The following is an 11,447-nucleotide window of genomic DNA, read 5'->3' as shown; positions in this document are numbered from 1 at the left end:
CCATTCGACGAAGCTCGCACCATAGGCGATCTCGCCCTTGGCCTCGGCAAGCGGCTTGCCCTGTTCGGCGGTCAGGATGCGCCCGAGATCGTCCTGGTTTTCCATCATCAGCTCGAACCAGCGCCGGAGAATGCCGGAGCGCTCCTTGGCGGTGCGGGCGGCCCAATCCTTCTGCGCGATCTCGGCCGCCGCTATCGCCTTTTTCGTCTCGGCGGCACCCAGATTGGGAACAAGCCCGATGATCTCGCCGGTGGCGGGATTGTCGACCTTGATCGCATCGGAGGGATCGGCCTCGATCCACTCCCCACCGACCAAGGCTGCCTGCCGGAACAATGTGGGGTCCTGCAACTTCATAACCAATTCCTCGCATTCCGATTTCATGTGGAACCGGGCACGCTCGGCGCCCGGTACGATTATTCGAGAACAGACGATATAGCCGATCTGCAAGCGTCAGCCGAACTGGTTAGCCACTCATCAGCTTGACTTCCAGAAACTCCTCCAGCCCCCATTTCCCGCCTTCGCGTCCGTTTCCGGACTGCTTGTAACCGCCGAACGGCGAACCTGGCGGCTTTCGAGTACCGTTGAGCTGGACCATGCCTGCACGAAGCTGCCGACCGATCCGCCGCGCTTTTGCTAGGTCGAGAGTTTCGACATATGCGGCAAGCCCGAAAGGAGAATCATTGGCAATTCGGACCGCCTCCTCCTCGTGGTCGAACGGAATGATCGCAAGAACCGGTCCAAAGATCTCTTCACGGGCAATCCTCATCGCCGGATCGACATCGGCAAAAACGGTCGGACGAACAAAGCATCCCCTGTCGAGGCCTGCGGGTCGCCCCGAACCGCCGGCGACAAGGCGCGCACCCTCGTCGATCCCCGCGAGGATCATCGCCTGGACGCGCTCATACTGGACCGACGACGCCAAAGGCCCGAGATGGTCGCCGTCGCGGTCCGGTTGGTCGACCCGGGTTTCGTTCGCAAGCTTCGCGGCCAACAATACCGCGTCCTTGTAGACGCTTCGCTCGACCAGCATCCTCGTGGGCGCATTGCACGACTGGCCGGTATTGTCGAAACAACCCTCAACACCCCGTTTGACAGCACCATTGATATCCGCATCGGCAAAGATGATCATCGGCGACTTGCCGCCGAGTTCCAGCGAGACACGTTTTATGGTTTCCGCAGAACGCTTCGTCACGGCGGTACCGGCTCGGGTCGAGCCTGTCAGCGACATCATGTCCACGTCTGGATGGGCCGACAAAGCGTCCCCGACGATGTGGCCTTCGCCATTCACCAGATTGAAAACACCCGCCGGCACGTCGGCCGCCTCCATAATATCGGCAAATATCATGGAGGAAACCGGCGCGATCTCCGAGGGCTTCAGCACCATCGTGCAGCCGGCGGCAAGCGCCGGGATCACCTTGAGTGCAAGCTGGTTCATCGGCCAGTTCCAAGGCGTGATCAATCCGCAGACGCCGATCGGTTCCAGGATGATCCGCTGGTCTTCCATTGCTGCCTCGAACGGACGCTCGAACTGAAACGTTTCGAGCAGCTTGAGGAAAGCGCGCGTATGATAAAGGCCTGCCTCTGCCTGCGAATTCACAGCCATGCGGATTGGTGCACCCATCTCCTGCGAGATCGCCCGACCGATCTCCTCCAGACGGTCCTCGTAGATATCGGCGATCTTTCCGATGATGGCGATCCGCTCATCGATCGTTGTTTCGCGCCACGCAGGAAATGCCCGGCGTGCCGCCGCCACGGCGTTGTCGACGTCTGCGGCAGAGCCCAGCGAGATCTCGGCAAAGCCCTCCTCCGTCGCAGGATTCGTGACTATAGCCGTCTGGTCGACGATGGGCGCTACCCATTTCCCATCTATGAAGAACTTCCTGAAATCCAACATCACGCACCACCCTCAGCTTTCGATACCCATCTCTTTCATGTCCTGGAACCGGTCACCGATACGCGCATGGGCGCGGCCATTGTCCGCAGCTCCGATTGCAATCAATATCTCATCGTGCCGGGGAGCGTCGGCGACCTGAAAGGTCAGGGTGAGAAAATGAGACCGCGTGCCGGTGACGGTTTTGTGCGTCATCGGCATCGATAGCAACGCTCCCGGGCCAGTCCGCGTATTTGTAAAACTGAGGTAGGTTGTTCCCCCCGCGGCTTCGCGGAAAATATTCCCGAAGCGCAGCGTGTGGATCAGCGCCGAGCCATGCTCGATTTCGCCATCGACACCAACCGTCGAGCACTTGCCGTAGGCTTCTATCTGCTCGGCAGGCATGAGCGAGATCAGACGGCCGACCAGTTCCGATCCGAGGATTGGCGAGAAGGCGTGGATCACAGGCTGCAGATCCTCGACGAACCCTTGCCCCAGCCAGGGGTTTTTGAGGATGGCCGCCACACCCACGGCTTTCAAGGGACGGGCGCTTCGCTTGCCGCCTTCGATGAAGGCCTCTTCGACAAAGGTGACGATCTTGCGGATTTCCGGCTGCGGCATTTTTGACCTCTTTCGTTTGATCACAGTCGCGAGACTAAGCGAAAGCGCCGGACCGACCTCATCCGGAAAGAGGAGAAACTTCACGCAATATTGTATAAATGGAGGATGAAAGCGGCGCGTGGCAATCGAAAGGTAGGCGTCATGGACAACAAGCAACTCATCGCATCGCTGAGCGATATCGCAGCCTCCATCAACGCCGGACACGACACCGAGACCATTCTCCTCCAGCTTATCCAGGCGGCGTGCCGGCATGTCGGCTGGTACCGGGGCACGATCATGAGCATCGACCTGGCAAGCGGCTACGCGCATGTCACCGTACGTCATGACCCGACACTCCTGCCCGACAACGCCAAGAACGACTGGGTGCTGGCGACGAGCCCAAGTCTCATCGCGCTACGCCGCAACGAGCCAGTCTTCATACCGGATGCGAAGACCTCGACCCAGTTTCCCGGATTCCAGAAGGAATCGATCGAACGCGACTATAGCAGCGTGCTTGTCATGCCGATGAGCACCACAGACGTATTGGGCCGGCCGATCGTTCTGACACTCGCGGCGCGCGATGCGAAGACACTGTCGGATGATGATCTGGCCCTGATGAAGCTGATCGTGCAACTCGGGGCCATCGCACTCGAAAAACAGAAGACCATCACCGAACAGATCAGGACGGCCGAGCAGAAACAGGAGGTCCTGAGCAAGCACACGGACTGGATGCGTCAGGCGTTGTCGGACGATTCCGTCAAACGCCTTGCCGCAAGGATCGCTACCGAATTCGGCAGACCCATACTGGTCCTCGATGCCGCAACGGACACGCTCGTCGCGGAGAAATCGCCAGACGGGCGTTTCTTCAGCGAGGCGGAATGGAGTGAACTTGTCGCCGGCCCGTTGGCCGGGCGCATCAGGACGCTTGCCACGAGGAGCATGGGAACCGACCACCCGGCGACCGTCGAACTGAGCCATTCGAAGGGAGTGCAATCCTTCACGACGGTTGCGCGTATCCATCGGTTGAGCGTCGACGACCAGGCGACGGGCGCCCTTTTCGTTCTCGGGGATGAGGAACTCTCCGCATACGAGGCCCTTCTTGTGGAAAGCGCCAAGCAGGCGCTCAGCGTGCAACTGATGCGAAGCGGCATTCGCCTTCAATTCGAGCAGCGCTCGCTTGACGAGCTCTTCAGCGAGCTGGCTTTTCACAAGTGGAGCGACGAGAACGAGGTCATTCAACGGGCCTTGCGGTTCGGTATCGATCTCGATCGAAACTATCGTCTCCTGGCCGTGTCGCCCGGGGAACTCGATACGTCGGCACTTCTCCTGCATCGCAAGCTCGCGTTCACGGTTCAGCACCATGATCCCGGTGCGCGTTTCATCACGATGAGCGGCACGATTATCGTCCTGGTCCCTCAGGAAGAAAGGATCAACTTTCCGACCAAGACCCTGATCGCCAGGATCATACAGGACGTTTCACAGCATGCCGGAAGAGAGCCGATCGTCGCGCTGAGCGATGTCTGCCGCAGCCTGCGATCCTATCCTGGCGAATTTGCGAGGCTTTCGGAAATGTTGCGTATAGCGGAAGCCATCGGGAAACGTGGTCTTGTTAACTACGAGCTGCTCGGTCCGGTCAGCATGCTGCTTGCATCGGCCGATCTGACGAAGGTTCGCGACTTTCTCCACAAGCGTCTGGGGCAGATGATCCACTACGACAGTGTAAATGCGACTGAATTCGTCCTTACGCTGGAGAACCTGGTTGGGGCCGGTTTTCGCAATCAGCAATGCGCCGATCAGATGGGGCTGCATGTCACCACGCTGCGCTATAGGCTGGGTCGGATTGCGGAGCTTTTCCAGATCGATCTCGACGATCCGCAGCAGCGATTTGAACTGGAACTTGCGCTGCGCATCTCGCGTCTGGTTGCAGATGGAACGGAGCGGACGGCGGGTGCCGCCCGCTCCTAGGGTGCAGATATCAGAAGGCGCCTTCAGAGCGCAGCTCCCGCTCGACCTCGCCGATGCTGCGTCCAAGGATCTCGATCATATCGTCGATTTCGGAGCGTGTGATGATCAGCGGTGGCGAAAGCACGCACATGTTTCCGATCGGCCGGACGATGAGGCCGGCCTCGTAGCACCGCTTGTCGATGCGGCGGGCAGCTTCATTGTCGAGAGACGTCGCTTTCACGGCATCAGGGTCAGTGACGCATTCCACGCAGCCGAGCAAGCCGGTGCCGCGTGCATCCCCGATCAGCGGATGGGCCTTCAGCGCCTTCAGCTTGTCCTGGAAATACGGCTCGATCGAGCGCACATGCTTCAGCAGGCCGCGCGTTTCGAACACCTCGATATTTGCGAGCGCCGCCGCGCAGCTCACAGGATGACCGCTATAGGTATAGCCGTTGGTGAAGAAGCTGCCTTTGGCTTCGGAGCCGCTGATGCGCTTGAGGACTGCGTCGGAAATCACGAAACCGCCAAGCGGCACATAACCCGATGTCACGCCCTTGGCAAAGGTGATGATATCGGGCGTGATGTCGAAGACGTCCTTCGACGCGAACCAGTGGCCGCAGCGCCCGAAGGCCGTCACGACCTCGTCGGATATATAGAGAATGTCGTGGCGGCGGCAAATGTCGTGAATCCGCCGATGATAGCCGCTCGGCGGAATCAGGACGCCACCTGAGGCCTGGAGCGGCTCTGCGAGAAAGGCCCCGACCGTTTCCGGACCGAGTTCCGCGAGCTTCTCCTCGAATTCCTCTACGAGAAAATCGAGAAACTCTTCTTCCGTCATTCCCTTCGGACGGCGAAAGACATTCGGCGCCGATAGAAAATGGATATCGTCGCTTTCAAGGTCGAAGTTCGGCCTGTTCCAGGCACGACCGGAACAGGCAGCAGTCAGCTGCGTACTACCATGATAGCCGTCGATGCGGCATAGGATTTTCTTCTTCGTGGGGCGGCCGAGGACATTGTTGTAGAACTGCATGAAGCGTAAGGCGGAATCGACAGCCGTCGAGCCGCCGGTCGTGAAGAACACATGGTTCAGGTCGCCAGGCGCAAACTCGGCGATCCTGCGGGACAGGCGGGCAGCGGGACCGTTTACGAAATACCATGGCGAATTGTAGGACAGCTCCATCGCCTGGTTGGCGATCGCATCGGCGATCTCCCGCGAACGGTAGCCTACCTGCGTGCACCACATACCCCCTGGCCCGTCGATGACCCTATGGCCATCGCTATCCCAGACGTAAATTCCGTCTGCGCGCTCGAAGAGCGGTCGATCCAGGACGCCGAGTTTTGCCATCTCCTCCGAAGGATTGATGAGATGCTCCGCAGCAGCGATCTTGTCGCTGACGTCGGAAGATTTGTTATCGATATACATTGCCATCCTTTCCTCCATGCTGATTGAGGAGCGAGCCCCTCAATCAGCCATTGTCGCCTCGCAGGTGACTTTAATGCGATGCAACGGACTTCTTGATCCAATCGTCGAATTCGCTCTGGTTCGCTGCTATCCATTTGTCAGCAAGCTTGTTGATGCTGCGATCGGTCGAGCTCTCAGCCAACGCGGTCTCCCATTCGGACCATACGTTTGCGTGCCATCGAGCATTTTGGAGCAGTGTGCGAACCGCCGGATTGGCGTCGATGAAAGCCTTGTTCGCAGCAGTCATCCAGTTCCAGGAGCCAGTCACCATCCGGCACGGGTCTTGCCCGCCTGCGCATCCAACAACACCCTTGACGAGGTGTCCGTTCTTCGCCTGAACATTATCGGGCAACGCGTCGAACGGAATGGGCAGCCAGACCGTATTCGTGCCCGGCTTCAAGGTGTCAGTTACCCAGGACGGAGTCCACGCGTAGGCCAGTATCGGTTCGCCGCGCTTGATTCTCGCAAAGGTTTCGGCAAGCAGAACTTCATATTTCCCGCGCACGGTCTTTACGGTGTTGGAAAGCCCAAACTTGTCTACCTGGTAGTCAACTACGTCACCGCACTGCCAGCCAGGATCGCAGTTGACGAGATCTGCCTTGCCATCGCCGTTGGTATCGAACAGAGCCGCGATTTTCGGGTCTTTCAGCTGCCCGAAGTTCGTCAGATTGTAGGCATCGGCCGTTTTCTTGTCGACGAGATAGCCGTTGGTCCCGCCTTCCACGATGTTGCCGTCGCCAACCAGATCGACCGTCGCCTTTACGGCGTCGTAGCCCGATACTTCCTGTGGGATGTTGATATCGGCTGTTACATCGAGATCGCCCTGACCCGCGGCTGCGAAAAATGTCGTCGAGCTCACGGTGGACAATTTTACATTGTAGCCGAGTTTTTTCATTGCCGTGATCAGGATCTGATCTTGAACGTAGTTCGCTCCGAGGCTATCCGTTCGGGCAAATCGGATGGTCTTTCCCTTCCCAGGAAGGTCTTCGGCCATCGACGCGGTGGCAACGCCCAGTAAGCATGCCGTAACGATCATAATACGTTTTGGAATTTTCATTTTGGCTCCCCTGTATGTATGGGCGGGTCGTGTCCGCCGTTTCGAGCGTGGAGAAGTCTCAAGCCAACATCAGGCTTTGTATTCCTCGAATTTGGTGAACAGCAGAGCCTTTTTTAATCGCTTTTTTGTAAAGAGAGAGAGCGGTCTTCCGCGCTTGGGCGAAGCCATGGCCTGCGTCAGCTGATCAAGGACCATAGCGAGCAGAACAATTGCAATCCCGCCCACTGCGGCGCTTCCGACATCCAACCGGCCCAGGCCCTGCATCACCACCAGCCCGAGGCCATCCGCGCCGATCATGGCGACGACCACGGACATCACCATCGCCGTCAGAACCGTCTGGTTGAGGCCACCAAGGATGGTGGGAATGGCCAGCGGCAGCTGAATCTCGAATAATAGCTGGCGCGCATCCGCCCCGAAAGCATGTCCCGCTTCGACAAGCTCCGAATCGACCTGACGGATCCCGATATTGGTGAAGCGGATTAGCGGTGGAATCGCGGCCACGATGACGGCAATCTCACCCGGCACGGTGCCGACCCCGAACAGCATGACGATCGGCACCAGATAAACGAATGTCGGTGTGGTCTGCATGATGTCGAGGAGCGGGCGAACGATGTTCCAAACCCGATTGCTGCGCGCACACCAGATGCCGACGGGAATACCGAAGACCGTACATATGACGATCGCGGTCGCGATGAGCGCCAGCGTGGTCATTGCATCCGCCCAAACGCCCAGGGCTGCGATCGCGACAAGCGAGAGGACCGTGAAAATCGCGGTAGATCGCCCCGCCACCCGATATGCAAGGATCCCCGCGAGTATCACCATGATCGGGAACGGAATTGCGAGGAGGAGGTCGTTTATCCCGGATAGCATGCTTTCGATCGGCCACTTGATCGAAACGAAGACAGGCCGGAAATTGTAGGCAAGCCATTCCACTGCAGCCTGGATCCATTCGGCAATCGGGAGCACGGCGAGATTGTCAGCGTCAAACATCGGAAGCATTCCTTGCAACGTCGAAAGGTTTCTCAGGGGCCGGAGCGATCTGCCTCAGGATACTCTCGGCCGACAGGCACCCGAGGGCGCAACCGTCTTCATCGATGACCACCACGGGGACACCGGAGCGATAGCGGCGCGAAGCGTCGAGAAGCTTGGTATCGGCGCTAACAGTCTGGACTTCGACCGAAGCAAGCTCGGCAAGCGGGCTTCCATCGCGAAGTCGCATCAAATTACCGGCATCGACGAATCCGCGCACGCGCCTGTCTTCGCCAAGGACCACGCCACCGTTTGCGGCGGGTAGGACGCGATATCGGCCAATCTGCTGCCACACTACGGGCTCAGAGATCGCAGAGCCGGCATCAAGAACGCGGGCACGATCGACATCCTTGGTGAAGGAACCGACATAGTCGCTACCGGGATCGGTCACGATCTCGTCCGGCGCGCCTTCGCGCACGACCTCTCCTTCAGCCATGATCGCAATTCGGGTTCCGAGCTTTAGTGCCTCTTGGAAATCATGCGTGATGAAAAGAATGGTCTTTTTCAGATTGCGCTGAAGCCTCAGCAATTCGTCTTGCATCTCCGCCCGGATCAGGGGGTCGAGCGCACTGAAGGCCTCGTCCATGATGAGGACATCGGCATCGGTGGCAAGGGCACGCGCGAGTCCAACACGTTGCTTCATTCCGCCGCTGAGCTCGTGCGGAAGCCGCGACATCCATTTGGAAAGACCGACAATGTCGAGAACTTCTGCCGCACGCTTTCGTCGATCAGTGGGACTTATGCCTCGCAGTTTTAGGCCGAATTCAGCATTCTCGGCCACGGTCTTATTTGGCAGGAGCGCGAAGTGTTGGAACACCATCGATATTCGCCGGCGACGCACGTCGCGCAATTCCTGCTCATCAAGCTTTAAGATGTCGTCACCGTCTAACAGTATCCGGCCAGCGCTGGGTTCGTTCAACCGGTTGATACACCGGGCAAGGGTCGATTTTCCCGAACCGGAGAGGCCCATTATCATGTAGATCGAGCCGCTTGGAACGGAAACGCTGACGTTGTTCAATCCCACGATGAGGCCGGTTTCGGCGAGAACTTCTTCTTTTGAAGAGCCCGCCTTCAGCCGTGTGATTGCGCGGCCCGCGTCGCCGCCAAAGACCTTGTAGAGACCTTCTATTCTAATCCGCTCGTCCATATCGTGCTCCCATTTGTTCCCTTGTTTATTAATTGACGCCGCGCCTATCGAAGCGGAGAAAAGTCCGTGGGCAGCAAGATCCGGTTTTCCATCGTCTCGATGCAGGCCGATAGTCTCGGGGTAAAGGCGCGCCATTCCACATTCTCTGAAAGAAGCTCCCGCCGGCGAGCGCGGTCGTCCATGCTGTGATAGCCCCACAGGTGTACCACATGATTGAGCGGTCCGATTTCCGTCACGAAATACCCGATAAGCTGACCTAGTATGGGCTCCTGAATTTTAAGACCTTCTTCCCTGACGAGCGACAGATATGTACTCATCATGCCACCCCTTATCTTGTAGGTTCGTTCCTCGACGATCATGAGCGTGCGTCCGCCTCAGCCGATAGACTCTGGCGCAATGCCACCGCGGATGAACCCGGACAGAAGTCCGCCCACCGTTTCCGGCGCCTCTATCAGTACGGAATGCCGAAGACCCCGAAGGATGGTCAGACTGGAACCGGGAATTGCCTCATGCATCGAGCGCGCCATTCTTGGATTCGAGCCTTGATCCCCTTCACCGGTCGCAATCAATGTCGGGCTGGCGATCTGGTCCAGCAGACCGCCGAAATCCGTCTCGGCTAGAACGCGATAGGCTGCCGCATAGCATTCGGCATCGTTGCTCGCATATTGATCTCGAAGTCTTGTCATCAGGGCGGGGTTTGCCCGACGAAAGGCGTCGGAAAACCAGCGAGCGGCGGAGGCATCGAAATGAGCGCCCCGCTCGGAGGTCTTCAACGCGTCCAGCCTTTCAAGCACCCGCACCCGTTCCTCGCTGTTGCGGTTCGCGACAGTCGACAGCAAACACAGGCGGCGAACGCGCTCGGGCCGAAGAAGGGCCATTCGCTGGGCAATGAGTCCCCCAAGAGAATAGCCGGCAAGATTGAAGCTTGAAAAGCCTGCCTCATCTGCCAGGGCCAAGACGTCATTGACGAAATCGTCGATTTCGTAACGCCCGCGGACCTTCGTGGATAGGCCGTGGCCGCGCAGATCCATTCTGAGGATACGGAAATCGTCGTGGAGGAACCGGGCAACGCCTTCCCAGGCGTCCAGCGATCCACCGACGCCATGAATGCAGATCAACGGTTCGCTTCCGGCACCTTCCAGGCGATAATGAAGCGCTATGTTTGGTGCAACCTTGCAATAGCCTTCCGTCATTGCGCCGCATCCAGATTTCTGGCTCGGGCCCGCTCTTCGAAGATTGGCAGGATCTCCTGGGAGAAGAGCTGAACGGTAGCCTTCTGCAGATCGTAGGGTAGGCTGAAATTCAAGCCGAGGCACAGCTGATCGACGCCAGCCTGTTCGTAAGCCATGAGTTTCTCGATGATCTGATCGACGCTGCCGAACAAATAGTTGCGCTCGATGTTCTCGGCCTTGTAGTTATCCTTCCCGGCGACCGCATCAAGCGAAACCGCCTCCGGAAAACCGTTCTTCACGGTCCCGATATTTTGGAAAAGGTTCTCAAAGAGACGACCGTAGAACATGCTGCTCTCGATCGCGCGCACCCTGTCGGCCTCATTCGAGTATGCGCATGTTCTACGAAGCATCATGAAGCGAGGCTTCGGTACATTGGGATGCGCTGCACAAGCATCAGCAAACTTCTGACCCAGCACGGCAATTTCGCTTGCCGGTGCAGCAAGCGGCGTCGACAGAATGCTGGCGCCGATCCCGACAGCCCAGTCGAAGGTACCGGGATCGCGTGCGGCAACCCACAGACGGGGATGTGGCTGCTGCAGCGGCTTAGGAACGGACGTCGCAGTAGGGAAGCGCCAGTGCTTCCCTTCATGAGCGTAGTCGCCCTTCCACAGCATCTGCACCGCCGGAACGAGTTCCTGCATAAACTCCATGCCCTGCTGCTGCGGAATGCCGCCAGCCATGCGGTCGAACTCGTACTGATAGGCGCCGCGCGCGATTCCAAGTTCCAGCCGCCCATTCGTGAGGTGGTCACAGAGTGCGGCTTCGCCCGCAAGCCTGATCGGGCTCCAGTAAGGTGCGACAAGCGTGGCTGTGCCCAACCGAATCCGGTCGGTGTGCTGACCGAGCCAAGTCAGGACAGTGAATGGGTTGGGAGCAGCTGTCACCTCGATCGTATGATGCTCGGATGTCCAGACCGTTTCGAATCCTCCTCGGTCTGCGAGCTGAACAAGCTCCAGCATATTCCGGGTCACTTCCGTCATTTCCACATTCGGTGAGCTGCGTTCGAGGTGAAGCGAGAGTGAGAACTTCATAGCGCCGATCTTTCATTTGTCTGGAAGGGCAATATGCCCGATAGCAGGATGCCGACATTGTCGGAGTCGTGGTCG

11 protein-coding genes are annotated in these 11,447 nt (G+C 58.4%); 1 reads left to right on the top strand and 10 read right to left on the bottom strand.

Annotated features, from left to right (window positions below):
• The 3 genes from ACQZ6J_RS33150 to ACQZ6J_RS33140 all read right to left on the bottom strand — a co-directional run.
• On the bottom strand, positions 1 to 354 hold a 354-nt coding region (locus ACQZ6J_RS33150), incomplete at its 3' end, for an aldehyde dehydrogenase family protein (protein ID WP_449087132.1).
• A gap of 109 nt (positions 355 to 463) precedes the next feature.
• Positions 464 to 1,894 carry an aldehyde dehydrogenase family protein gene (locus tag ACQZ6J_RS33145; protein ID WP_449087131.1) on the bottom strand — a complete coding sequence of 477 codons (1,431 nt, stop codon included), beginning with the start codon at positions 1,892 to 1,894 and terminating at the stop codon, positions 464 to 466.
• Positions 1,895 to 1,906: 12 nt separating this feature from the next.
• Positions 1,907 to 2,491, bottom strand: a complete 585-nt coding sequence (locus ACQZ6J_RS33140) for an amino acid synthesis family protein (RefSeq protein WP_449087130.1) — start codon at positions 2,489 to 2,491, stop codon at positions 1,907 to 1,909.
• 141 nt (positions 2,492 to 2,632) lie between these two features.
• Here ACQZ6J_RS33140 and ACQZ6J_RS33135 point away from each other — a divergent pair, with 141 nt between their 5' ends.
• The gene (locus ACQZ6J_RS33135) at positions 2,633 to 4,435 is read left to right on the top strand and encodes a helix-turn-helix domain-containing protein (protein WP_449087129.1); all 1,803 of its coding nucleotides are present in this window, start codon (positions 2,633 to 2,635) and stop codon (positions 4,433 to 4,435) included.
• A 10-nt stretch (positions 4,436 to 4,445) separates the two neighbouring features.
• Here the strand turns inward: ACQZ6J_RS33135 and ACQZ6J_RS33130 are convergent, their stop codons facing one another.
• The 7 genes from ACQZ6J_RS33130 to ACQZ6J_RS33100 form a co-directional block, all read right to left on the bottom strand.
• A complete protein-coding gene (locus tag ACQZ6J_RS33130) occupies positions 4,446 to 5,837 on the bottom strand; it encodes an aminotransferase (RefSeq protein WP_449087128.1) in 1,392 nt (463 codons plus the stop codon).
• 70 nt (positions 5,838 to 5,907) lie between these two features.
• Complete coding sequence (gene proX / locus ACQZ6J_RS33125) at positions 5,908 to 6,933, bottom strand: glycine betaine/L-proline ABC transporter substrate-binding protein ProX (protein WP_449087127.1); 1,026 nt, start codon at positions 6,931 to 6,933, stop codon at positions 5,908 to 5,910.
• A 69-nt stretch (positions 6,934 to 7,002) separates the two neighbouring features.
• Complete coding sequence (locus ACQZ6J_RS33120; protein ID WP_449087126.1) at positions 7,003 to 7,644, bottom strand: ABC transporter permease; 642 nt, start codon at positions 7,642 to 7,644, stop codon at positions 7,003 to 7,005.
• A 271-nt stretch (positions 7,645 to 7,915) separates the two neighbouring features.
• Entirely contained in the window at positions 7,916 to 9,109 is a 1,194-nt protein-coding gene (locus ACQZ6J_RS33115) for a quaternary amine ABC transporter ATP-binding protein (protein ID WP_449087125.1), read from the bottom strand.
• 44 nt (positions 9,110 to 9,153) lie between these two features.
• Positions 9,154 to 9,468 carry an NIPSNAP family protein gene (locus ACQZ6J_RS33110; RefSeq protein ID WP_449087124.1) on the bottom strand — a complete coding sequence of 105 codons (315 nt, stop codon included), beginning with the start codon at positions 9,466 to 9,468 and terminating at the stop codon, positions 9,154 to 9,156.
• Between the two features lie 15 nt (positions 9,469 to 9,483).
• Positions 9,484 to 10,302 carry an alpha/beta fold hydrolase gene (locus ACQZ6J_RS33105; protein WP_449087123.1) on the bottom strand — a complete coding sequence of 273 codons (819 nt, stop codon included), beginning with the start codon at positions 10,300 to 10,302 and terminating at the stop codon, positions 9,484 to 9,486.
• Complete coding sequence (locus ACQZ6J_RS33100; protein ID WP_449087122.1) at positions 10,299 to 11,372, bottom strand: LLM class flavin-dependent oxidoreductase; 1,074 nt, start codon at positions 11,370 to 11,372, stop codon at positions 10,299 to 10,301. Before ACQZ6J_RS33100 ends, ACQZ6J_RS33105 begins: the two co-directional genes overlap by 4 nt.
• Between the last annotated feature and the right edge of the window lie 75 nt (positions 11,373 to 11,447).

It is taken from the genome of Rhizobium sp. A37_96 (assembly GCF_053521765.1).
This window is presented reverse-complemented; position numbering and strand designations above follow the sequence as displayed.